This window comes from Lysinibacillus sp. GW821-FHT14F06, assembly GCF_058803665.1.
On sequence record NZ_JBXAPF010000029.1, the window covers coordinates 1 to 25,306 of the forward strand.

At 36.6% G+C, this 25,306-nt stretch carries 20 protein-coding genes; 13 read left to right on the top strand and 7 right to left on the bottom strand.

Annotation, left to right across the window (positions count from 1 at the left end):
* Window positions 1–176 precede the first annotated feature (176 nt).
* Entirely contained in the window at window positions 177–1,382 is a 1,206-nt protein-coding gene (locus AC1RNS_RS20230; protein WP_492995290.1) for an MFS transporter, read from the top strand.
* A 66-nt stretch (window positions 1,383–1,448) separates the two neighbouring features.
* Here the strand turns inward: AC1RNS_RS20230 and AC1RNS_RS20235 are convergent, their stop codons facing one another.
* A complete protein-coding gene (locus AC1RNS_RS20235; RefSeq protein ID WP_492995291.1) occupies window positions 1,449–2,135 on the bottom strand; it encodes a histidine kinase in 687 nt (228 codons plus the stop codon).
* Window positions 2,136–3,053: 918 nt separating this feature from the next.
* Here AC1RNS_RS20235 and AC1RNS_RS20240 point away from each other — a divergent pair.
* Genes AC1RNS_RS20240 through AC1RNS_RS20270 form a run of 7 tightly spaced genes read left to right on the top strand, consistent with a single transcriptional unit; the run spans window position 3,054 to window position 8,820 of the window.
* Window positions 3,054–5,465, top strand: coding sequence for a Na+/H+ antiporter subunit A (locus AC1RNS_RS20240; protein WP_492995293.1), 2,412 nt, complete (start codon window positions 3,054–3,056; stop codon window positions 5,463–5,465).
* Window positions 5,455–5,877 carry a Na(+)/H(+) antiporter subunit B gene (locus tag AC1RNS_RS20245; RefSeq protein ID WP_492995295.1) on the top strand — a complete coding sequence of 141 codons (423 nt, stop codon included), beginning with the start codon at window positions 5,455–5,457 and terminating at the stop codon, window positions 5,875–5,877. Before AC1RNS_RS20240 ends, AC1RNS_RS20245 begins: the two co-directional genes overlap by 11 nt.
* A 3-nt stretch (window positions 5,878–5,880) precedes the next feature.
* Complete coding sequence (locus tag AC1RNS_RS20250) at window positions 5,881–6,219, top strand: Na(+)/H(+) antiporter subunit C (protein ID WP_286926359.1); 339 nt, start codon at window positions 5,881–5,883, stop codon at window positions 6,217–6,219.
* A complete protein-coding gene (locus AC1RNS_RS20255) occupies window positions 6,212–7,717 on the top strand; it encodes a Na+/H+ antiporter subunit D (protein ID WP_492995297.1) in 1,506 nt (501 codons plus the stop codon). Before AC1RNS_RS20250 ends, AC1RNS_RS20255 begins: the two co-directional genes overlap by 8 nt.
* Window positions 7,717–8,199 carry a Na+/H+ antiporter subunit E gene (locus AC1RNS_RS20260; RefSeq protein ID WP_492995298.1) on the top strand — a complete coding sequence of 161 codons (483 nt, stop codon included), beginning with the start codon at window positions 7,717–7,719 and terminating at the stop codon, window positions 8,197–8,199. Before AC1RNS_RS20255 ends, AC1RNS_RS20260 begins: the two co-directional genes overlap by 1 nt.
* On the top strand, window positions 8,199–8,483 hold the full coding sequence (locus AC1RNS_RS20265; protein ID WP_054771958.1) for a Na(+)/H(+) antiporter subunit F1: 285 nt from the start codon (window positions 8,199–8,201) through the stop codon (window positions 8,481–8,483). Before AC1RNS_RS20260 ends, AC1RNS_RS20265 begins: the two co-directional genes overlap by 1 nt.
* Window positions 8,461–8,820, top strand: a complete 360-nt coding sequence (locus tag AC1RNS_RS20270) for a Na+/H+ antiporter subunit G (RefSeq protein WP_427539505.1) — start codon at window positions 8,461–8,463, stop codon at window positions 8,818–8,820. Before AC1RNS_RS20265 ends, AC1RNS_RS20270 begins: the two co-directional genes overlap by 23 nt.
* A 148-nt stretch (window positions 8,821–8,968) precedes the next feature.
* Here AC1RNS_RS20270 and AC1RNS_RS20275 read toward each other — a convergent pair whose 3' ends face one another.
* Complete coding sequence (locus tag AC1RNS_RS20275; RefSeq protein ID WP_492995299.1) at window positions 8,969–9,670, bottom strand: response regulator; 702 nt, start codon at window positions 9,668–9,670, stop codon at window positions 8,969–8,971.
* Between the two features lie 5 nt (window positions 9,671–9,675).
* On the bottom strand, window positions 9,676–12,693 hold the full coding sequence (locus AC1RNS_RS20280; RefSeq protein ID WP_492995301.1) for a hybrid sensor histidine kinase/response regulator: 3,018 nt from the start codon (window positions 12,691–12,693) through the stop codon (window positions 9,676–9,678).
* 178 nt (window positions 12,694–12,871) lie between these two features.
* On the opposite strand from AC1RNS_RS20280, the gene AC1RNS_RS20285 reads away from it, so the two are divergent.
* The 4 genes from AC1RNS_RS20285 to AC1RNS_RS20300 all read left to right on the top strand — a co-directional run bounded on the left by AC1RNS_RS20285 (window position 12,872) and on the right by AC1RNS_RS20300 (window position 19,205).
* Window positions 12,872–16,492, top strand: coding sequence for a leucine-rich repeat protein (locus tag AC1RNS_RS20285; RefSeq protein WP_492995302.1), 3,621 nt, complete (start codon window positions 12,872–12,874; stop codon window positions 16,490–16,492).
* 452 nt (window positions 16,493–16,944) lie between these two features.
* Window positions 16,945–17,745: a transporter substrate-binding domain-containing protein gene (locus tag AC1RNS_RS20290; RefSeq protein ID WP_492995356.1), complete on the top strand. Its 801-nt coding sequence runs from the start codon at window positions 16,945–16,947 to the stop codon at window positions 17,743–17,745.
* Between the two features lie 85 nt (window positions 17,746–17,830).
* The gene (locus AC1RNS_RS20295) at window positions 17,831–18,490 is read left to right on the top strand and encodes an amino acid ABC transporter permease (RefSeq protein WP_492995303.1); all 660 of its coding nucleotides are present in this window, start codon (window positions 17,831–17,833) and stop codon (window positions 18,488–18,490) included.
* On the top strand, window positions 18,483–19,205 hold the full coding sequence (locus AC1RNS_RS20300; protein ID WP_492995304.1) for an amino acid ABC transporter ATP-binding protein: 723 nt from the start codon (window positions 18,483–18,485) through the stop codon (window positions 19,203–19,205). The genes AC1RNS_RS20295 and AC1RNS_RS20300 overlap by 8 nt, the downstream gene beginning before the upstream one ends.
* A gap of 140 nt (window positions 19,206–19,345) precedes the next feature.
* Here AC1RNS_RS20300 and AC1RNS_RS20305 read toward each other — a convergent pair whose 3' ends face one another.
* Complete coding sequence (locus AC1RNS_RS20305) at window positions 19,346–20,407, bottom strand: saccharopine dehydrogenase family protein (protein ID WP_492995305.1); 1,062 nt, start codon at window positions 20,405–20,407, stop codon at window positions 19,346–19,348.
* A complete protein-coding gene (locus AC1RNS_RS20310) occupies window positions 20,404–21,108 on the bottom strand; it encodes a class I SAM-dependent methyltransferase (RefSeq protein ID WP_492995306.1) in 705 nt (234 codons plus the stop codon). The genes AC1RNS_RS20305 and AC1RNS_RS20310 overlap by 4 nt, the downstream gene beginning before the upstream one ends.
* Before the next feature lie 208 nt (window positions 21,109–21,316).
* Here AC1RNS_RS20310 and AC1RNS_RS20315 point away from each other — a divergent pair, with 208 nt between their 5' ends.
* Window positions 21,317–22,372 carry a helix-turn-helix transcriptional regulator gene (locus tag AC1RNS_RS20315; RefSeq protein WP_492995307.1) on the top strand — a complete coding sequence of 352 codons (1,056 nt, stop codon included), beginning with the start codon at window positions 21,317–21,319 and terminating at the stop codon, window positions 22,370–22,372.
* A gap of 47 nt (window positions 22,373–22,419) precedes the next feature.
* Here AC1RNS_RS20315 and AC1RNS_RS20320 read toward each other — a convergent pair whose 3' ends face one another.
* Window positions 22,420–23,142, bottom strand: coding sequence for a response regulator transcription factor (locus tag AC1RNS_RS20320; RefSeq protein WP_492995309.1), 723 nt, complete (start codon window positions 23,140–23,142; stop codon window positions 22,420–22,422).
* Window positions 23,135–25,213, bottom strand: a complete 2,079-nt coding sequence (locus tag AC1RNS_RS20325; RefSeq protein ID WP_492995310.1) for a sensor histidine kinase — start codon at window positions 25,211–25,213, stop codon at window positions 23,135–23,137. The genes AC1RNS_RS20320 and AC1RNS_RS20325 overlap by 8 nt, the downstream gene beginning before the upstream one ends.
* Between the last annotated feature and the right edge of the window lie 93 nt (window positions 25,214–25,306).

Genomic DNA, 25,306 nt, shown 5'->3' on the forward strand with positions numbered 1-25,306 from the left:
CACGGTTTTAATCTGTGCGAAAGCGAAGCGACAGCAACACGGTTTTAATCTGTGCGAAAGCGAAGCGACAGCAACAAATGTTTTCTGTAGCGAAAGCATAGCGGCAGCTACAATTACGCCAAGGCGAAATTGATTATGATTGTAATTTGAGAAAAATTAGAAAGTGGGTGTGCAGCATGAACAAATCAGTAGAAAGTGTTAATGATCCAATCTATCCTATTATGATTGCAATAGCTGTTGCCCATCTTATTAATGACACGATGCAGGCGGTAATACCAGCGATGTTCCCGATATTCAAGAGTGATTTAGGTTTAACCTTTACACAAATTGGACTTATTTCATTTGTATTAAATATGTTCGCTTCTGCATTACAGCCAGTAGTGGGTTTTGTTAGTGATAAAAAGCCGATGCCCTATGCTTTGCCAATCGGTATGATAAGTTCATTCATAGGTATTACTATCATCGCGTTTACAACCCAATATTGGGTAATTATTATAGCGGTATTATTTTTAGGCTTTGGCTCTGCTATATTTCATCCAGAGGGCTCTCGTGTTTCATTTATGGCAGCGGGCTCTAAAAGAGGGCTTGCACAATCGATTTATCAAGTGGGTGGTAATTCAGGTCAAGCACTGGCACCATTGATTAGTGCCTATATTTTTAGTGTTTTTGGTCAACGTGGTGCGGCGATGGTATTAGTAGTAGCAGCGATTGGTATCGTTGTATTAAGTAAAATTGCTGCATGGTATAAAAAGAGGTTGGAGCAGGAACGTCTAGCAAAGAAAAAGCGTGTATTAGTATCCACCTTACCTCCATTAACAAAAAATCAAGTGGGTATTGCGCTGACGTTATTATTTACTATTATTTTTGCACGATCATTTTATACAACCAATATTACAAGTTTTTATGTATTTTATTTGATGGATCATTATGATGTTAGCCTTCGACTTGGGCAAATTCTTATTTTCAGCTTTATGGCATTTGGTGTTATTGGAACATTTTTTGGCGGTTCATTATCTGATCGAATTGGTAGAAAGAATGTTATATTATTATCTGTTATCGTACCGATGCCATTCTGTCTGGCACTTCCATATGTTCCGTTATGGGCAGCTATGATATTCTTAGTGATTATTGGTACTCTCATTATGATTAGCTTCTCAGTGACAGTTGTATACGCACAAGAGCTAGTCCCTTCAAAAATTGGTACAATGGCTGGCTTAACAACGGGCTTTGCTTTCGGTATGGGAGCAATCGGTGCTATGGTCATTGGTGTTTTAATGGATCATAAGGGAATTGATTTTACAATGATGGTCGTTTCCTTGTTGCCTTTATTGCTATTAGTAGCCTTTTTCTTACCAAAAGATAAACCTGCGTCAGCAGTATAAAAACTAAAACGCGTCTCAAAATTTTAAAGAACCTAGAAAGGGCATTTAAAATTTGAGAACGCGTTTTTATTGTCGTAATGGTGATAAAAACTCTGCTGGTAGATTTTCTTTATCTATAACGTCACCCTCTGATATATGAACTTCATGCATTTTATCGTTATAGGTAAATTTAAAAATGCCATTGTCAAAGTCGGTGCCAATTTCCTTAAAGAAAATACCCTCAATCGATACATACTTCGGACATGTAAATGCTACTTTAAAATTTTCATGCTCTTTAATTAAATAAGCACGTACACCCTTCTCATATATGTCATTCGCATCATCATCAGTTGGACGCTGAACCGCAACAATATGGAAATCGACAAAGGGAACCTCTTTTAACAGAACGTTTAAGAATGAGCCTTTTGTGATCTCTTCCCAGCGACTCTGTGCACTTTGGCCTACAATTATTTGTGATATTCCAAAATTCTTTGCTACTTCTGCGATAACTTTTTGTATAGGGCGTTTTTCATCATCTAATAAAATGAATTTTTCAACATCTAGCTCATCTGATAGCTTTTTCCATTGCTCAATATAGCTAGATTTTTCTGCATCAAATGCATCAAGGGGCTGCGAGTCTACAGAAAGAATATAGAGTGGGCAATCTAACATTGTGGCCATTTTATGTCCACGGCGTATTAAGCGTTCCCCATTAAGCCCGTAATAAACACAAACTAAAATACTTTCGTCTAAACGCCCTTTCACATGCTTCATAAAACATTTACACCTCTTATCTTGTTGTTATTTTGTTATTTCCACTGTCGATTTTGGAAAAATTATCCTAAAACAGCTAAAATTGATGCTGTTACAGTGCATTATGCTCATTTATATTGTATACTTAAAAATGTATAAAAGTTAATGACAATATATCGAGAAAGCCTTGAGAAATTAAGTTTATATCTATAACTCACAGGTATTTTATTTATGCATTTTGCGCATTTAAAAGAATTGTCTCTATATGCCACACTATTATGCAGTGAGTTAAATAGATAGTCAAGTCTCTCGGTATTCCTTAGTAAAATTGCGTTTAATTTTAATAAGCTTCCCAATTTAAAGGTACTTTAGTTACCAACTCTAAGTTCCCCTATTCTTTTCTTACAGCATTACACTAAAAAGCTTACTGAATCATAAATTAAGTTGCAATAAAAAATCCTATTTCTCACTGTTAATTCATCACATTATGATATCTTCTAAAACCCCTTAAGGATTATTCAAAGGAATTTCTGATATATTCGTTTAGCTTTACTATATTCATAACAGCATTTTTTCAGTAGGTAATGAATACTAGCTGAAATAAATAAAGTGTCCTCAACGACGTACTTGATTTTGATTGCTAAGAAATAAAGCGTACTATCTTCAGCAGATTCGGGAATACTTTATCTTGATTCAACAGAATACTCCCACCTCTATAGGTTGGGAGGTAAATGCGATTTTTTTCCTATTCAGTGGACGTACAAACGCCCGCTGAATCAAGATAAAGCCCCTGGCGGATATCACAGATTTTGAAGAGGAGCTTTTCGAGCAAGCTCGAAAAAAATCCGGACGCAATTACGCTAGGGCGTAATTGATTATCGGCATCATTAAAATCAAGCAACTGTCTGTAGGACGAATTCGAAAGTAGGAGGTTTTCATTTGGTTACAGTTCTTATTGCAATACTTTTTCCATTTGTCTGCGCTGCGCTTATTCCACTTCTTTATAGGCGACTGAGGCGTGTTGCACATCTTGGCTGGTTTGTGTTAGCCGTTCCATTCATTTTGTTTCTTTTACTCGCTCGCTATATTCCTCAAATCGCTGGGGGTAAAACGTTTATTCATACATATGAGTGGATTCCCTCTTTTAATATAAATTTCACAACATACCTAGACGGTCTCAGTATGATTTTTGGCTTACTGATTACTGGTGTAGGTAGTTTGGTTATTTTATATTCTATTTTTTATTTATCAACGAAAGAATCTCTTCATCATTTTTACTGCTATCTATTACTATTCATGGGCGCTATGCTTGGCGTCGTTTTTTCAGATAATTTAATGGTGCTATACACGTTTTGGGAATTAACAAGTGTGTCATCATTTTTGTTAATAGCATTTTGGCATCATCGAAAGGCATCGCGAGCTGGTGCGAGAAAAGCCATGACAATTACTGTTTTTGGTGGTCTATCTATGCTAGCTGGTTTTTTAATGCTTTTTGTGGCTTCAGGATCATTTAGTATTCGTGAAATCGTAGCCAATGTAGAAGTAATACGTGATCATACACTATTTACGCCAGCATTAATCCTTATATTAATCGGTGCTTTTACAAAGTCAGCACAATTCCCATTCCATATTTGGCTACCTGATGCAATGGAGGCACCAACTCCTGTCAGTGCTTATTTACACTCCGCAACTATGGTAAAGGCTGGAATCTATTTAGTTGCACGTTTTTCCCCTGTATTTGGAGGCGAGGCCATTTGGTTCTGGCTTGTTAGTGTGATTGGTCTTGCAACATTATTCTGGGGCTCATTTAATGCCGTACGCCAAACGGATTTAAAAGCCTTATTAGCTTTTTCAACAATAAGTCAGCTTGGGTTGATTATGAGCTTATTTGGTCTAGGATCGGTTGGTCATTATTACGGCTATGCTGAAAATACCATTATATATACGCAGGCAAGCTTTGCGGCGTTATTTCATCTTGTGAATCACTCCACTTTTAAGGGTGCACTCTTTATGATGGTAGGGATTGTCGATCATGAGGTGGGGACACGTGATATACGCCGTCTTGGCGGCTTAATGGCATTGATGCCTGTAACGTTTACAATTGCTGTAATTGGTGGTTTCTCGATGGCTGGATTACCACCGTTTAATGGTTTTTTAAGTAAAGAAATGTTTTTTGCCGCAATGCTGGCTATTCGTAATGTAGAAGCATTTTCCATTACTGATGCAGGGCTATTATTTCCGATTATCGCATGGGTGGCGAGTATCTTTACATTTGTCTACAGCTTAATTTTAATAAGCCGCACATTCTTTGGAAAATTACAGCCAGATAAGATAGATAAAAAACCACATGAAGCGCCAATTGGTATACTAATTTCTCCAATTATCCTAAGCATCCTTGTAGTAGGAATCTTTTTCTTCCCAAATGTGCTAGGACATTATATTTTAGAGCCAGCAATGGCAAGTATATATCCAACTTTCCCATCAACAAGTGAGCTAACACCGCATATTCATGCATGGCATGGCATTAATACGGAGCTATTAATGACACTAGGAGTAATCATTATTGGGGCTATATTATTTAAAACGTTAAAAAGCTGGAAGCCTTTATATCGAATTTTCTCTCAAAAATATACGTTTAATACGTATTACAATCGTCTCATTGAAATGAGTGAAAATGGCTCAGCAAAGCTGACTAATCGTTATATGACAGGTAATTTAACTCATTATTTTATCTATATATATGTATTTTTCGTTGCACTTATTGCTGGCTACTTTATTTGGTCAGATGCTATTGCATTTGATTTTGCTAAGGATTCCACAATTGAATCCTATGAGCTGATTCTAGTGTTTGTAATGGTATTCGCAGCAATATGGATGATTTTCGCAAAGGGTCGTGTGACAGCCATGTTGTTAAATGGTGTACTTGGTTATTCAATTGCCTTTTTCTTTGTTATTTTCCGTGCTCCTGATTTAGCGTTAACGCAATTAGTTGTTGAATCTGTGACGACCGCTTTGTTTCTTCTATGTTTTAAATATTTACCTGATTTAATGCCTGAATCAGCCCATAAAAAGGTCCAATGGTCAAATGCCACAATATCTATTTTAGTTGGTGCTACCGTTACATTGGTAGGCTTAGCCGTAGTTCACTTTGATCGCTTTGAGCCGGTCGCTACTTACTTTAATGATGCCTATGAGCTAGCAGGTGGCTCGAATATTGTAAATACGATACTTGGCGATTTCAGGGCATTTGATACGATGCTAGAAGTTGTCGTTCTTCTAATTGCTGGCTTAGGCGTGTATACACTCACGAAACTAAAGCCACGAAAGGAGAAGACTGACCATGAAAATTAATGACGTTATTTTACGTACGATAACTAAAGCGGTCGTATTCATTATTTTAACCTTAGGTGTTTATTTGTTCTTTGCAGGTCATCATGCTCCAGGTGGAGGTTTTATAGGTGGTCTTGTACTTGCCTCAGGTATTGTTCTGTTGTATTTAGCCTATGATATTGAAACAGTGCATAAAGGAATGCCATTTGATTTTAAAAAAATGGCAGCACTAGGTGTATTACTTGCTACGGGAACGGCTATCGGATCACTATTTTTTGATGTGCCATTTTTAACACAGGCACATACCTATATTGATGTTCCGATATTTGGAAAAATGGGCTTTTCGACTGTCACCGTTTTTGAGGCTGGTGTAGCGTTAACAGTCGTAGGTGTTGTGGTGACAATTATTTTAAGTATAAGTGAGGATGAGTAGCCAATGGAATCTTTAATACTTGTATTAGTTGGTGTATTAGTAGCTGTTGCGACGTACTTAATCCTCTCGAAACAGTTATTACGCGTAATTTTAGGAACTGCGGTTTTATCACATGCAGCCCATCTCCTAATTTTAACAATGGGCGGGCTGAAAAAAGGGGATGTTCCACTTTTAGGAGAATCAGAAGGTCCCTATACCGATGCATTGCCTCAAGCATTAATTTTAACTGCAATTGTTATTAGCTTTGCAGTGACAGCATTTGTGCTTGTTCTTGGCTATCGTGCCTATAAAACAAATGGTTCAGGGAATTTTGACGAATTGAGAGGTACGCCAGATGAGTAATATGATTGTTTTACCATTAATTGTACCCGTTATTACGGCAATTTTACTAGTTTTTTTACGTGAACATATTATCCTGCAGCGCATTATTAGTGTATTAACATTAAGCTTTGTGGTTTTGATTAGTATCGTGTTATTGATAGCTATTCAGGAGCAGGGTGTGTTGCGGATCGATTTTAGTGGATGGGGACCACCCTTTGGTATTCTATTTGTTGCAGATTCATTTGCCGTTTTACTAGTTTTAATAGCGAATATTGTTGCAGTATTTTGTGTGCTATATGCCTTGTTTACGATTGGCAGCAGCTATGAAAAAATGTATTTCTATCCGTTCGTATTACTTATGGTAGCAGGAGTTAATGGTTCATTCTTAACGGGGGATATATTTAATCTGTTTGTGTGCTTTGAGGTAATGTTACTGGCCTCATATGCGCTTATAAGTTTAGGTGGCGATAAAATTCAGCTTCGTGAGGCATTAAAATATGTACTTATCAATATTGTTGCCTCTTGGATTTTCTTAGTAGCATTAGCCTTTTTATATGGAACTGTTGGAACATTAAATATGGCACACATTTCTGTCCGTGTAATGGAGGCTGGGGAAGATCCTGTTATTACAACTGTTGCTCTTATTTTCTTAATAGTCTTTAGCTTAAAGGCTGGTTTATTGTTGTTCTTTTGGTTACCTGGCTCATACAGTGTACCACCAACAGCGATTGCTGCACTTTTTGCTGCGTTATTAACAAAGGTTGGCATTTATGCGCTTGTTCGTACCTTTACTTTGCTATTTCCAAACAATCCAGATGTAACACATACTGCACTCGGGATTATGGCAGGACTAACGATAATTGCTGGTTGTATGGGCGCATTGGCAGGGCGAGATGTACGAACTATTGCCTCTTATAATGTCCTTATTGGTGTTGGATTTATAGTAGCTGGTCTTGCGATTGGCACGGAGTCAGCACTACAAGGGGTAACCTATTATTTAATGCATGATATGGTAGCGAAAGCTATGTTATTTTTGGCAGTAGGTATGATGATTTATGTTACTGGTGAAACGTTAATAGATAATATGAGTGGGCTAATTCGAAATTATCCACTTTTCGGCTGGTTATTCTTTATTGTCATGTGCTCACTTGCTGGTATACCGCCATTAAGCGGGTTTTTAGGCAAAGTTTTAATTGGACAAGGTGCGATTGAAGGTGGAAATTTTGTCCTGTTGGGTCTAGGATTTTTATCAAGTTTAATTGTCTTGTATTCCCTTCTACGAATCTTTCTTTCGTCATTCTTTGGAGAAACAATTATTAGTCTAGAAGATGAGAAGCCATTACCAAAACGCATTGTCTTGCCGTTAGCATTATTGGCAGTTTGCACAATTGGTTTAGGGATTGGAGCTGAGTGGATGGCGCCATATGTAACAGATGCAGCAGAAACACTTTATACACCATCGATTTATATTGATGCTGTGTTAGATGGAGAAGCTTGGCAGGGTGAGGTGAGTAAATAATGGCAATGCAATTTATTCTTAATTTATTTATCGCAGCACTTTGGTTATTGCTAAAGGATGAGGTAGTTCCGCAATTTTCCACATTTTTAATTGGCTTTATTGTGGGTATTGGAATTTTGTATGCGTTGCATAGCTTTTATGGCACACAATTTTATTTGCGACGTGTGTTTTCTATTATTAAATTACTATGGCTCTTCAATTGGGAGCTACTATTATCGAGCTATAGCGTGCTAAAGCAAATAACTACGCCAAGACTTACGATTACTCCTGGCATATTTACGTACAAAACTGTATTAAGGGGAGATTGGGAAATAACAGCACTTGCGTTACTGCTCACACTCACTCCAGGATCAGTAGTGATGGAGGTCTCTGAGGAGGGCGATGTGTTCTATATTCATGCAATGGATATTGAGCAATCGAAGGATGCAGTTATTCGTTCTATAGGTAAATTTGAACAAGCAATAATGGAGGTGACACGTTAATGATTGAAAATATTTTACTCTTAGCTTTAGCATTATTTAGTGTTTCCATTGCTCTGTCACTGTATCGTGTTATTCGAGGACCATCGATGCCTGACCGTGCTATCGCCCTTGACACAATTGGTGTAAATTTATTGTCTGCAATCGCCATCGTGTCGATTGTATTGAAAACAAAGGCATATTTAGAAGCAATTTTGATATTAGGTATTTTAGCATTTATCGGTACAATCGCTTTTACAAAATATATCGAAAGAGGTGTGATTGTTGAACGTAAATCAAATGATTGAATGGGCGGCTGTCATCCTCATTTTGATTGGCTCCATAGTAAGTGTTATTAGTGCATATGGGATGATTCGATTACCTGACGTTTACACACGCTCCCATGCCGCAACGAAAAGTTCAACGCTATCAGTATTAACATGTTTATTAGGTGCATTTATTTACTTTTGGGTACACGATGGTTTTGTAAGTGTACGTTTAATATTAGGTATCCTCTTCGTCTTTGTAACTGCCCCTGTTGCAGGGCACTTAATCTGTCGTGCCGCCTATCGCTCTAGGGTTCCTTTGGCTGAAGGCTCTGGTGAAGATGAACTGAAGCCCAAGCTGTTTCCAGAAGAAAAATAGAAAGAAGACTGTTTGCCAAAAAAGCAAGCAGTCTTTTTTGAATTGGTGGATAGAGGTTTTAAAGTGCTGGATAATCAAGCTAAATTGGTGGATTGAATCTCAGAAATTGTGGATAGAACCACAAAACGAAAGGATAGCGCTATTACGATTAATATTGAAAAACTAATTGATAGCCAGAACCTCTTGCCATCACAATTTTAGCTGGTTGTCCTGGAATCGCATCTAACTTTTTTCTTAAATTGCTAATATGAACACGTAATGCCTGTGTTTGTCCAATGCTATCCTCATCCCAAATACGTTGATATAGCTCAGCAGATGGAAAGGCTTGATGGTTATGCTGTGCTAAAAAGAATAAAATCTGAAATTCCTTTGTTGATAAAGCGAATACAGTATCACCAATTGAAACTTTTCCTGAATGTATATGAAAATGCAATGTATGAATTATTTTAGTAGACTCATGTTCGATCGACATCAAGGATTTCATAGGATATCGTCGTTCGTGTAGTCGCTCAATCGTTTTCAATAATCGGTCATAATCAATTGGTTTTAAAATATAGTCTGTAGCCTGTACATCAAATGCTTCTAAGGCATAATGCTCATACGCTGTCACAAAGACAATATCTATTTGATGTGAGGCATCCTCTATTTTAGAAGCAAGATCAAGACCAGTCATTTCAGCCATTTCAATATCTAAAAACAGAATATCAGGGTTTAATGTATCAATATTTGTTAAGGCCTCTTTTGGATTTAGGAAGGTTCCGATAATCTCAATAGAGCAGCTTGCCTTTAGCATGGATTCTAATAAACGAATGGCTAAAATTTCATCATCTATAATGATTGCTTTTAACAAGATACTCATATCCTTTCTATTGAAATAATTGGAAAATGAATTTCGACAGTTGTTCCTTTATTTTCAAGACTTTCAAAATGGATCGCAGCATTTTCAAATTTTTTTAATCGTTTAGAGATATTTACAAGGCCAATCCCTTGACTAGCAGTTGTTTCACCACTTTGAATTTGCTGCAAAAGCTTTGGTGATATACCAATACCATTGTCTGTAAGCTGAAAAATCAACTTTTGCTGCTCTTGCTTAATCAATAATTGCAGCCTACCACCCTCTTTTTTTGCCTTCAGCCCATGAAGAAGTGCGTTCTCCACTAAAGGTTGAAGCAGGAGTGGGGGGATTAGACACTGAATAGGCTCATCCATGCAAATTTCCCATTCTAACTGCTCAGGATATCGTGTGCAATGAATATTTATATATGCCTCAATAAGACTAAGCTCTTTTTCTAATGGAACAAGGCTATTGGCATTTTCAAAGGCAAAGCTATTGCGTAAAAAGATAGCAAAGTTTGTAATCATTGTCCGTGCCTGCTCCAAATCTAAATAACTAAGCGATAAAATTGAATTTAGTACGTTGTAAACAAAATGTGGTTTAATTTGAGCCTGTAAAAAGGCAGTTTCCATCGCAATTGCTGTTTCTGCTGAATCCTTTAATAAAATAAGATTGCGTACACGCGTTTTGAGCTCTACTATATCAAGCGGCTTATGTAAAAAATCATTCGCTCCGGATTGAAAGGCTGCAATCATATCCTCTGGACGCATGGCCGCTGTTAACATTAAAATGGGTAGCTCTGTAGAGGTATAATTTTGTCTAATTTGCTGGCAAACCTCATAGCCAGAAATAGTAGGCATCATAATATCTAAAATCAGTAAATCTATATCAGGATGTTGTGTGACCTGATCAAAGACATGCTGCCCATTATCAACAGCAATAATAGAGTAGTTTTCCTGTGTCAGAATATCAATTAATACTTTTAGATTAACAGCATCATCATCCACGATAAGAATTTTTTTCCTCCCAATATTTTCAACAATATGTGGGAATGTTAGGAAAGGTTGTCGATAGGTTTGTATTGGCGTTATTGGTAATTCTTCATGTTTCTGCTGTGCTTTTAGCAGTTTGACAGAAAATGTTGTACCTTGACCGACAATAGAATGTACGCTAATTTTGCCACCTTGCCGTTCCACAAGTTCCTTTGTAATGTGTAAACCTAATCCAGTACCATCAACAGAAGGGCTTAATTGCTGAAATGGGCTAAAAATTGTTTTTAAGTTTTCGGGTGCAATGCCGCATCCAGTATCTTTAATGTCAATCACTAGAAATACCTGTTCCTCATAGCAAGTAATATCGATTGTTCCTTTATTTGTATACTTCACTGCATTATGAATTAAGTTATAGAGAATTTGTCGAAGTCGATTTTCATCCGCATGGACAAAGCGTCCACGTTCAATATGATTATAGATTTTTACATCTTTGCTAATTGTATAGGACAGCACTTCCACAGTCATATGTGTAGTCGCAAATAAATCGACAGATGTCATCTGCAATGCTAGTTCATTCTCCTTCAATTTAGAAAAATCAAGTATATCGTTAACCAAATAGGAGAGGCGTTCAGCGATATTAAATATAAGTGTTACTTTCTCTTTCTGTTCTACAGCTAAATCAGGCTTGCTATTGTCATTTAGCATAGACTGAGAAATTCCAATAATGCCATGCAAAGGTGTTTGGAATTCATGAGATGTTTTAGCAAGGAATTCGTCTTTTAATTGATCTACACGTATAAGTGCCTCTGTTAGCTTACCTTTTTCTAAATATGAATCTGCAAAACGATGTGAAATATATAAAGAAAGCATTGTTAAACAAATAAATGGCAGCAAGGGCGGCAAGGCATTCAATTCAAGATTAATATGTGTATTTAATGTAGCAACGATAAAATAAAGTAGGATGGCTAACGAGCTTATTATTAAATACATAACTCCAGGAACACGTCGGTAGATTGCGATAATTTGTACATAGAAAATATAAATGATATTGACAAATACATATAAGGAATTAACGTTTTGTAATTTAGAATTAATGGATGCTGGCAGTATCATAAATAACATCATGAATATACCTATAACAGATAGTACCTTTACCACCCGATAATTCATATACTGTGGCAAAGCTCGATAAAAATAGAGCAAAATAGAAAGTCCAACAAGGACACTGGAAGCCATCTGTATACTTTGAAACGGTGCATAGCTCATTTCGGCAATGGCTAGTAGCAGCTTTTCGCCATGCGTAAGCGTGTAAAGCGCACTTGCAAAACAAAATAACGCAAAATAAAGCTGCTCAATCCCTAATTTAGAATAAAGATAAGAGCCAAAAAAGTAGATAAACATTGTTAAAAAAGCTGCTAGTGTAATTAAATCGTAGAATAATGCACTTTCACGAAGCTTTGTAATACTAGTTTGATCCCCCAAAAAAATGGAGCTAATAATACCCCCTCCTGGTGCATAATCAAAATTTGCTACATGCACAATCAATTCCAGTTCATTTTGATCAGGCGAAAAATAAGCAGTATACGGCGTATTGTGCGGTATATAGCGGGCATTCTCAGCAGGCTCTCCGCTTTGTCCAATTCGATGTCCATTGATATAGATTGCATTGGACATGCGAATGACGTTTGTTTTAATTCCTAAAATATCCTTAGGATCATTTACTAAAATTTTAAGTCGATAAGTTCCACTGGCGAATGAGGGGAGCGGCTGTCCATCAATTGTATATTTAGTCCATCCTGAAGGGACATCTACAAGATAGCTTGGATAGGTATCGAAGTTCGAACCATCAACCAAACGATTCGGAATAAATGCCCACACGCCATCTAATTTGATAGGAGCATTATCGTTAAATATATGATGACGCAAATCCATCACGCCTTTAACCGCTAGTGGTCCATGGGATTTAGTTTGGGATAAGGGAAGAATAACGCCTGCTAGCAGCAGTGCTCCGATAATAATTGCGAACAGTATTGATAATTTTTTCATCCTTAAAAACCCCCTAAACCTTCATTGACTCACTCACTTGACATGGTTTTAGTTGGATTATACAAGATAGATTCCTTTATTAATAGATGCAGGCTGAACGTTAAGAAATCTTAACGCCAAGAAAACTCATGATTCTTTTATACTAAGTAAAACAACACATGAAAGAGGAGGTTTATAGATGATAAAAAAATGGAGTAGCGTCTTCATCATTGTGGTACTTATTTGGTCACAGCTAGGGGTATTATCTCCTAAAGCTGATGGTGGATTCCTAACAGAAACGAATCCAGATGGTTTAACTATTATTGGATATGCAGGACTAATCCCAGATGGAAACTTAGTTATTCCACGCACGCTACAGGATGGTAGTGTTGAAAAAAAAGTAACAGTAATAAAAGAGGGTGCTTTTGCAAATCGTCTATTAACATCCTTAACTTTTGAACCAGCCTCTGAGTTAAAGGAAATAGGGATGTCAGCCTTTAGCAGCAATACATTAGGGAGTGTCCAAATCCCTGCTTCTGTTCAAAAGATAGGAGATGGTGCCTTTGCAAATAATCAAATAACGTCCTTAACATTTGAATCAGCCTCTCACTTAGAGGAAATAGGATTAGTAGCTTTTATGAACAATACATTAGGGAGTGTCCAAATCCCTGCTTCTGTTAAAAGGATAGGTAACCATGCCTTTTTTATGACTCAATTAACGTCCTTAACGTTTGAGCAAGCCTCAAAGTTAGAGGAAATAGGGATGGCAACTTTTGCAAACAATGCTTTAGGGAGTGTCACAATTCCTTCTTCCGTTCAAAAGATAGGCAACAATTCCTTTGAAAATAGTCAACTGACATCATTAATATTTGAGCCAGCTTCTAATTTAAATGAAATTGGAGATAGTGCCTTTTTTTTAAATCAAATTGAGTCTATCACGATTCCATCAAGTGTAGAAAAGATAGGCGTGAGTTCTTTTTCGCAGAATAAATTAACAAACCTTATTTTTGAATCAGGAAGTCCTATAGACATAGGCATAAGCGCATTTTTAATAAATGAGCTGGAAAGCATTATTTTCCCATCTAATATAAAAACGATTGGCGGTTCAGCATTTTCATTTAATAAATTAAAGAAAATAGAGTTTAAACAACCAACAAATCAGGAAGTGACAATTGATCTTATGGCATTTCAGTTTCAAAATGGTGAATTGAATACTACTCAGTGGTTTATAAACGGTAATGGCCAATCACTATGGGATCAACAAACTGTAACAACAGCCCTAAAAGTTTACTCTACACCACAAACACCGCATGAAGTAACCTTTGAAACATATGAGGGTAGTGCAGTAGAAAAAGAAGATGTTATGGATGGAGAACTTGTAACGAAGCCAACTGATCCAACAAAGGGTGGTTATATTTTTGATGGTTGGTATCGTGAGGACTTCCAAACGCCATGGAATTTTGCAACTGATACAGTAACAGAGCCTGTAACACTGCATGCAAAGTGGCTATCAGCGAGTCCATTTACTACATCCGACAATGGTGATGGAACAGTAACGGTTACAGGCTATACAGGGCAAGTGCCAACAGATTTGGAAATACCATTTGAAATTAATGGTAAAAATGTAACAGTTATAGGGGCTGGCGCTTTTAAGAAGAAAGGGTTAACAAATGTAACTATTTCAGAAGGTATACAAGAAATTAAAGTATCTGCTTTTTCAGAGAATCAGTTAACCAACTTAATCATTCCCTCCACAATGAAGAAAATTGGTTATAGTGCCTTTTCGGAAAATCTATTAACATATGTAGATATCCCAGAAGGAATCGAAGAAATCGGTAGTAATGCATTTTTAATGAATAAATTAACAAATGTCAAGATTCCATCAACACTTAAAAAGATTAATGGGGCAGTCTTTGCAGAAAATGAATTGACAAGTGTAGAGATACCAGAAGGTGTGCAGGAAATTGACGGACCAGCCTTTGCTTCAAATAAATTAACAAGTGTCACAATACCATCAACAATCACAGCAATAGGTATTTCAGCATTTCGAAGTAATAACTTAGAAATAGCTGAGTTTAAGGGGGCTGTGGATAGTATAGACGAATCAGCTTTTAGTGAACAAACTGTAATACCAACATTTACAGGCTGGTACACAGACCAGTCAATGCAGCCATCTGTACTATGGGATGGCACTATACCACAGGCAATGACAATTTATTCAGTAGGTTTCCCAGCATATATCGTCACATTTAACTCAAATGGAGGCAGTGATGTAGCATCGAAAGCCGTGACACAAGGAGAAGGGGTCTCGGCACCTACTGTACCAGTAAAATCAGGCTATACATTTGTAGGTTGGTATAAAGATAGTGCATTGCAAACACCGTGGAATTTCCAAACTGATAAAGTAACAGGAAATATCACACTTTATGCAAAATGGGATGCTACATCAACACCGAATGTAACATCGCCATCTGTGCCAGATTCAACGCCATCAACACCATCTTCAACTAATCAAATTAAGGTAGATGTAGTGAATGCGAGTAATCCGAATGCTGTGCTCGTACAAACAGTTATTACGCGCGACAATAGTGGTGGTGTGATAAAGGATACAGTGAACTTTACACCTGCAAATGCAAGAGAGTCAATTGAAAAACTGGCGAGTCAAGAAAACAAAAAGTCGCGTATTGTTATTCCAGACGCACAGCAGCAAGTAAGTGAAACAACGGTAGGTATTGCAAGAGAGGCGGCACAATTATTAACAGAGGGGCAAACAGGCTTAGGAATTGATATGGAAACAGTGAAACTGGATATTCCTGCACCATCTTTAGCGAATTTCGACAAAGATATTTATTTCCGAGTAGTGCCAGTCAAATCACAAGCAACAAAGCAGCAATTAGAAGATCGTGCTAAAACAGAGGTAAATGTACAACAACTAACAAACAGTGCAGCAATCACATTACTCGGACAACCAATGACGATTGAAACTAATATGCAGAATCGACCAGTAACGTTGACATTGCCGTTACCAAAGGATGTCACACAGGAGCAGCTAGCGAATTTAGCAATCTATATCGAACATAGTGATGGCACAATAGAGGTAGTACGTGGGAAAATAGTAGATTTCAAGGAAGGAACAAAAGGTATCCAATTTGAAGTAATAAAATTCTCTACATTCTCAATTATATATGCACCTGTGAAAAAGGAGCAGCCAAAAGAGGAAGTAAAGGTGGAGGAAGAAGTTACAGTAGAAGATCCTGTGTCTGAGCCATATATTAAGGGCTATCCAGATGGCACATTCCGTCCAGAGGCATTTGTAACACGTGCTCAAATGGCAAGTATGTTGGCGCGTCATCTAACAGGAAATTTAATTCCAGAAGCAACAGCGACATTTACAGATACAACAACACATGATGCGAAGGATGCGATTGAATTTGTAAAGGAAACAGGCTTATTTAAAGGCACAACAGCAACAACATTTAGCCCGAATAGCTCTATCACACGTGCACAAATGGCTACAGTGGTTGCACGTTGGTTAGCAGAAAATGGGGAAGTGAACAAGTCTCAGACAAAAGTATTTAAGGATGTAAAAACTAACCACTGGGCAGCCGAAGCGATTGCAGTAGTTAGTGCACATGGCATTATGACGGGTACGACTAAGGATACGTTCAATCCAGATGGCTATTTAACAAGAGCACAAGCAGTAAAAGTATTAAATCTTTTATTTGAACGTTCAGTTACACCAACAGATCAAGCGCCATTATTCACAGATGTTCCAAGAAAACACTGGGCATTTGATGAGGTTCAAGCAGCAGCACAATAATCAGAAGAAAGCTGTCTGTAATAATAGATAGTTTTTTAGAAATCGGCAAAATTTGTTTGGATTAAACTAGAATAGAGATCAGCAGGTTATTTAGTGCATGTGGGAGATATAGATCTCCTACATGCTTTTTTACATTTTTAGGATGAAATTGAATGATGCTAAAAGTTTTTTATGGGAATTGTGCAATAGTGGGATAAAAGTTGATAAAACGGAAAATAGTAAAGGTAACCTTAGTAATGTTGAAAACAAAAATAAATTGACTTATCTGAAAATTATGTTTATAATATTTAGCTAAAAATTATTCACTTTAGCTTGATTATTATTTCAAAAGAGTATATCTTAATTAGCAGATAGATTTTTTATTCTCTTAAATGAATAATTATCCATTCGACTATTTTCGAGAAATCCATTCTCATACACAATAAAATAAACTTAAAAGGAGATCTATGATGATGAAGAATAAATCATTCTTGCTAATGCTCGTTCTAGTAATTGGTGTACTAGCTGCATGTGGCGCAAAAGAAAATAAAGATAATAGTACAAATTCAAATGCTGATGTGGGTACTGAGCAAAAGCAAGTATTAAAAGTAGGTACTTCAGCTGACTATGCACCATTTGAGTATGTTGATGCTGCAAAAGGTGAAGAAATTATCGGGTTTGATATTGATTTAATCAAATTAGTTGGTGAAAAAATTGGTGTAGACATGCAAGTGCAGGATATGGATTTTAACAGCCTGGTACCAGCATTACAAGCAGGCAAAATTGATGTAGTTATTTCAGGCATGACGCCAAACCCAGAACGTGAGCAAGTGGTTGATTTCACGGATAAATACAATGAGACGGAACAAGTAATTATCGTGAAAAAGGATAGCGGTATTAAAAAAGAGGCTGATTTAGCTGGCAAAAAAATTGGTGTACAAACAGCTTCTATCCAAGAAAATTTAGGGAATAATATTGCGAAAAAAGTAGATGCAACTGTTGAAGGTCGTACTCGAATTCCTGAAATCATCCAGGATATGATGTCTAAACGTTTGGATGCTGGAATTTTAGAAGGCGGCGTTGCCAAAGGTTATCTTAAAACAAATGACAAATTAGCTGCTTTCCCTGTTGAAGAGCAACCAGAAGATTTCAAAGCAATCGCTGTTCCAAAAGGAAGCGATCTAAAAGATAAAATTAACAAAGCATTAAAGGAATTAGCTGATGAAGGTAAAATTCAAGAGCTAGAAGAAAAATGGTTAGAAAAAGTTGAATAAATAAATGGACTGCGGTAGCCCTATTTTGGGCTATCGCTTGTGCTTTTCATATTCTTAACAGAAATCAAGAAAGGAGGGAGATGCTGTGAATTTAGATTTTTCAGCTATCGTTCCCTCTATTCCTTATATCCTAAAAGGAATAGGTGTTACACTTCAAATTGCAATCGGTGCCTCAATCATCGGCTTTATCGTAGGGATACTACTCGCACTATGTAAAATTGGTAAAGTGAATGTTTTACGTTGGTTTGCGGATTTTTATACATCTATTTTCCGAGGTACACCACTTGTCCTACAATTATTAATTATTTACTATGCAGTACCACAGTTATTAGATATTCAAATCGAACCAATTCCAACAGCCATTATGGCTTTCGGCTTAAACTCAGGTGCTTATATTTCAGAAATTATTCGTGCTGGTATTAATGCTGTTGATAAAGGTCAGATGGAAGCGGCACAAGCATTGGGAATTCCCTATGCAAAAATGATGAAGGATATTATTATCCCACAAGCAGTAAAAAATATTTTACCATCTTTAGTCAATGAATTTATCACATTAAATAAAGAAACAGCAGTAGTAACGGTCATTAGTGCATTAGATATTATGCGTCGTGCTTATATTGTTGGGGGTTCAACATATCGCTACCTTGAGCCATTACTCTTTGCTGGTGTAATTTATTACATCATGACCCTTGTCTTAACGTTCCTTGGTAAACGAATCGAGAAAGGAATGAGAAAAAGTGATTAAAATTGAAGAGCTTCATAAATCATATGGGCAAAATGAGGTACTTAAAGGAATCTCAACCGAAATCAAAGAAAAAGAGGTTATTGCCATTATCGGACCGTCCGGCTCTGGTAAATCAACATTTCTTCGCTGCTTAAATCTATTAGAAGAGCCGACGAGCGGAAAAATTACTATTGCCGGTGATATTTTAACGGATAAAGGGACAAATATTATGAAAATACGTGAAGAAGTCGGCATGGTTTTTCAGCATTTTCATCTTTTTCCTCATAAAACAGTACTAGAAAATTTAACATATGCACCCATTAATGTGAAAGGAGTGGACAAGTCGGCTGCCATAAAAAATGCAGAGAATTTACTGACAAAGGTCGGTCTATTTGAGAAGCGTCATGAGTATCCTAACCGTTTGTCTGGTGGACAAAAGCAACGTGTTGCCATTGCTCGTGCACTTGCAATGGATCCAAAGGTAATTTTATTTGATGAGCCTACCTCTGCACTTGATCCAGAAATGGTTAAAGAGGTTTTGGCAGTTATGAAAAACCTTGCAGATACAGGCATGACAATGTTGATTGTTACTCATGAGATGGGCTTCGCTCGTGAGGTGGCAGATCGTGTACTATTCCTCGATGGCGGGAAGCTAATTGAGGATGCTCCACCAGAACAATTCTTTACAGCGCCATCAACACAGCGTGCAAAGGATTTTTTAGAGAAAGTTTTATAGTTTTAATGCTGCATCGTTAAAATAGCTATATCAAAAAATCATAAGTCTATGGATTAAAGCGGATTAGACCATAAAGCACGGTGATTGTTAGATAAATTTCTAATAATCATCGTGCATTTTTATATTAAGAAAATAAGCCTCTATTCTACTATAAATGAGGAAAACGAAAAATGTTTCTTTAACGTTTCGACGGTAAACAATTCCTCAATATGATAGGCTCCTGCTGGTTGATGATGTTCAAGTAATTCAGTAGCGATAGTTGCTGCAATTTTAGCTGTTACCATTGATTCATCATGCTCCAAAAATGTTATTGCTACAGCTCTCTCCTCATACTGATCCCTACCAAGGGCCTCCACCTTAATGCCACATACATCTGAACCAATTTTTATTTTTTGCATAGCTGATGCCAATAGATGTTGAGCTTTGTCGAACTTCAGCATATAGGATAGACGGCTTTTTTGTAAAAACGAGACGAATCGATTGAGCGACTCTATATCAAAGCCCATTCTCGTAACAATTTGACTAGTTGAAAAATGCTTGGTTAATGTATGCTGATCTGAAAAATTAAATTGATAGAGACTGCGTTTTCCAACACCCTTAAAATGAACAATTCTCCTATTTGTAAAGTTATTGACGGTCTGCTTTTTATGCTGATACATACTATGGTAGGGCTTATTCAGCTGGTCCAAAATCCATAAAATTGCCGCAGTGCCATGTGTATCCCCAGCTCCAAGTAAAATTGAAATATGAAGCTGGTCAACAGTAGTTAATTGCTGTGCGGCATGCATCGCCATTAAATTCGTTAATCCTGGTGCCATTCCAACACTGTATACAATAGTAGAATGATGTTGTACAGCAATTGGATGAAGATCCTCTAATTTTTTAAGAAAGGCATAGCTGGCAGTAATATCAATATACATAATCCCCTCTCTCAAGCATAGCTGAGCAAATGCAGTATCTTGTTGCTCTAAACACATAATCACAAGCGCAACACCTTCTAGTTGCTGCGGAAGTACAGTCTTTGACACATCCATCTGTATAGGGGTTGCAAGATGATTGTAGCGAGCGCAAAATTGCTTAGCCTTTTCTATATTTCTACCAGCAATTAATACTCTATTCGGATAGTTTCGTAACAGGAGTTTTGCAATTTTCCCTCCGACTTCACCATAGCCTCCAACAATTAAGATATTCTCTTTATTCATTTAAACTCTTCTCCCTTAATAGCTACTAAAGCATCAATCATATGTGTTTTATAATAGGGAATGATTGTTGTAAAGCCGACATCCTTCAACAAATCAATAAGCGAATCGAGTTTAATTGGATGGGTTGTATTGTTAAACGATTGTTCAAAACGATGCCAATGATTTTCGGAAATATCATTATGGAGCATTGAGCTTCGCCAAAAGCGGAGCTGATGCTTGAACATTGAGGAAGTTAAATCAGCATTTATAGATGATATAAATAACACACCATTCTCCTTCAGGCTATCTGCTATTTTTTGAAGCAGGGCTTTCTTTTGATCAAGATCCTTCATAAAATGTAAGACTAAATGACAGGTAGCTACATCAAACAGTTCCTTTACGTTTAATGTCAGTAAATCTCTGTCAATCCACTCAATATTAAGTGCATATGGAAGAGAATCAATTTGTTTAGCAGCTAGCTCTAGCATTACCTTAGATGTATCAACTGCCGTGAAATGAGCAGAAGGAAATGACTCACCTAATGTTAGTAGCTCCTGCCCACCACCTGCTCCTACTACTAAAACTTTATGTGTAGTGGGAAAGTTATGAAATATATTGGCCATCATGTCATATATAAGGTCGTAGCCAATAATTTTTTGACGAATGGATTGTTGGTACGCAGAGACAGAAGAGTCATTCCAGTTGTGTATTGGTTTGGTCATTTTATACCTCCTAAATTCTTAGGGTAATAGATAGTAATCACTCTTTTGCGAGATTATTCAGTATTTCATAGGATTGTTCTGTAAATATGAAATAAAAATAGTACTCCTCTCTGTTGAACTTTTGTACAATTTAATTAAGAATTATTCTCAATTATAATGTCTCAGAAAAAAAGAACTATCCCATATTTCTGGGGGGAGGTAGATTTTTATGAAGGGTGCACAATACTGGCGAAGAAAATCTGAACAATGCTTAAAGCGCAGCAAAAATTCATTTGAATACCGCCAATTAATGATAGAAGCTCTACGAACACAAATAAATTTTGATGCATATTGCTGTACATTAACGGATGCACATACACTTTTTTCGGTAGGTGCTGTTACGGAACATTCTATAGAGGCTATTCATCAGGAGATTATGGAGTTGGAGTATGCTTCAGAGGATATAAATAAATATGAATTCTTAGTTCGCAGTGGTCAATATATAGGTAGGCTAAGCGATGCGACAAGCCAAAGTTCTCGCTATAGAGAAGTGTTAGCGCCCAATGGTTTTAGTGATGAAATACGAGCTGCTTTAACTTATCAAGGACAATGCTACGGTTTTTTAACACTGTTCAAAAGAGCTGAAAGTGAGCAGCCTTTATTTCAAGATAAAGATCTAGTACTTATAAAAATTGTGATGCCCATTATGGGGGAGATGTTAAAGGAGTTCCATCATTATATTATTGAGGAGCGGCTTCCAGCTGTAGAGGGAGAACAAGGCATTGTTATCTTTGATAAAGAGCTAAAAATACATTCTAGTAATACTAAGGCTTGCGAATTATTATCAATTTTAAGAAAGTATGAAAGCCTATCGGAATGGCAAGTACCAAAGCCTATTCAGGCGATATGTGCAAAGCTGCTTGCTGATAATTACAATACCAATACTTCTTTAATAGTGCCTATTAAGGATACAGGCTATATTACTATTCGTGCATCATTTATGCTGACAAGCCATCAAGAACAGCAAATTGCTTTATTAATAAATGAGGCTTCTTCGAGAGAAATGCTAAATTTTTTAATAACGGCTTACAATCTTACACCAAGGGAAAAGGAAGTGGTGTTTGAAATTATTAAAGGGATTCCAACAAAAGAGATTGCCTATAATCTTGGTATTTCAATTTATACTGTACAGGATCATTTGAAGGTTATTTTTCAAAAAGTAAATGTCTCGAATCGAAATGAGCTAGTGTGGAAGATCTTCTCTCGATTCCAATTAGATTACTAATGTGGACTAACAAAAGAATCTGCTAAAATATAGCAGATTCTTATCATTTATACATGGTCATTTTGATGAAATAATAGCTGATAACCAAAGCCTCGTATATTTAAAATTTTGGCATGATGCCCAGAAATAGACTCTAATTTTTTTCTGAGATTACTGATATGAACCTTTATTGCTTGGGTTTGTCCGATACTATCCTCTCCCCAAATCAATCTATAAAGCTCAGATGGATGAAAAATTTGCTCAGGATGCTGCGCTAAAAAAAATAAAATTTGAAATTCCTTAGTGGGCAACATGAGTACAGTATCATTAATATTCACTTTCCCAGAGTGAACATGAAAGCGAAAGTTTTCAATGGATAGGGTCTCGGAGTCTACATGTTTGTGGTTTATAGTCTCATTGACATACACAGGCGATCTTCTTATGTTTGAATGTATACGTGCAATTAATTCAAATAAATCAAATGGCTTTGTGACATAATCATCTCCTCCCAGCTCTAGCCCCCGTATTATATCTGAGCCGTCTGCTAAACAGCTCACAAAAATAATAGGGACATTTGAAAATTTACGAATTTCTGCACACACCTCAAAGCCGTCAATCCCAGGCAGTTGTGCATCCAATAGAACAAGATCAGGTTGTACAATATTAAATTGCTGTAAGACATCTTCACCATTTGAAAATATGTATGGCAAAAAATTAGCATTTTTTAATGCAACACTAAGAAGGTTTTGAATATCTACATCATCTTCGACAATAATAATTTTTTTAGCCATGTATATCCTCCTTTACAAAGTTTACAGGTATGACTATTGTGAAGGTACTGCCTTTACCAAGCTCGCTTTCAACATAGATGTTTCCTTGATGCTTATGAATAATTTCCTTACTAATGGCTAATCCCAGACCAGATCCTTTTTGAGCCTTATTAGGGGCATTTCCTTTCATGAAGCGCTTAAAAACATGAGGTAATAACTCAGCATCTATACCTTGACCGTTATCTGTAACTCTAATCGACAAAGAACCTTGCAGCGTATCTCTTACGATGGGTGTACAATCTACATCAATTTCAATGGTTCCATCCGTAGGGGTAAATTTAATGGAATTTTGAATTAAATTTAGAAATACCTGCTCCATTCGTGTAACATCTAACCAGGCATAAATGGAAACTCCCTCTATTGTGTGTAAGGCTGAATGCTGAAAATGAAGACCTTCATTTTCAATGTAATGCTTCAGTTGTTTAACTATGTATTCTAAGAAAAAATGGACATTTATATGCTCAAATGTATATTCAAATTGCCCTTCATCCATTTTTGCTAAATCTTGAAGATCTTTAGTTAAGTGATGGAAAAACTTGGATTTCTCATAAATGATAGTTAAATACTCCTGTAATTCCTCAGATTCAACTTTAGACTGCATAATTTGAATATAGCCCTGCATGATTTGCATAGGTGTTCCTATTTCATGTGCAACAGATGAATAAAATGATTTTCTGGATGTTTCAATGTGCAAGAGCTGACTATTTTTCTCCTGCAAATCCTTTGTACGCTCCGCCACTTTTTGCTCAAGGGAGGCGTTTATTTTTAGTAACTCCACAGATAAGGATTCAGCTCTTTTAAATGCCTCAGAACTCTTCTGCGCCACTACCAATGTTTGAATAAATAGAAAAAGGGCAGCCGCAATGGGCGTTAAATCAATGGTTTCTAACCAGCTATTATGTAAAAATAAATCATTGATGATTGCAATCATTAAGACAACTATTGTAAAGAAATTTAGGTAAGAGCCTTCACGTTTACGCAAAGCTGCGAGAGATACAATATATAGCAAATATAAAAGCATGAAGCCTATCCAAATTTGAAAAGTAGATAAAAATTGAGTGAAAATAATAGCGGGAAATAAGGTTGTCAGACTGAAAATTATACAGACAGACAGTGTCATTTTTACTATCTTTTTATTAATTTCGTGAGGGAAGGTATGTGCTAAAAATAAAAATACAACCATAAATCCAATATAAAAAGTTAGATACTCAATTTTCACACTTAATTCCCAGGGAAATAAGGGAAATAATTGCATTAAGAGAATATTACCAACCAGCAATACTCGTAAAGAGACTAATAAACAAAAGATGCCTAGAAAAATTGGCAACTGAGAAGTAACCCTAAATAAATATAAGGAAATATAATAAAAGCTTAGTGCAAGGACAGAGCTTGCAATGATGATATCTCGTATAATAGTGAATTCCCGATGCTCCTTAATAACATGTTCGTAGCCAAAAATGATAGGAGACCACATTCCCCCCTTACGTTGAGAGAAATTTGATACTTGCATGACTAATTCTATATCTTTAGATTCAGGCTGAAAAGTAACTACCTGCGAAAATGATCTTGGTTTCATGCTTTGACGGTCTATGCCCACCTTACCATTTCTTGCTATAGGTTTACCATTTACCCAAAGCTGAAAGGCAGAGGCGACGGATGGTAGATAGAGTGAAAATAAATGGTCCTTCTCTTTTTCATCTAACTGAATATGCAATCGATATGTTCCATACCCATGATTTGACAAAGCTATACCAGTATAAGCAGTCTTCGCCCATGTACCTGGTACTTCTATGTATTGAGGTTTTACTTTTAACTTTGAATGCTGAAAATCCTCAGGCTGAAGCAGCTCCTGCCAATAAAACTCCCATTGTCCTCGTAAATAAAATTTTTTATCTTGCAGCTCCATTTCCTGTAGTAAATAAATACCTTGCTGTGCAGAAAGGGTAGTTTTTTCTTCGCTTAATGTAATAGTAGGGATAAAAAGGAAAATTATTAGAAAGAAGCCAGTAGCTATAGCGATAATTTTTTTCATATCTAGCTCCTAACTTTCAATAATTCATAGCAAAAGGTTAAGAAAAATTAACCTAAAAAATGGAATGAATTCGTAGTGGAATCTATTGACCTA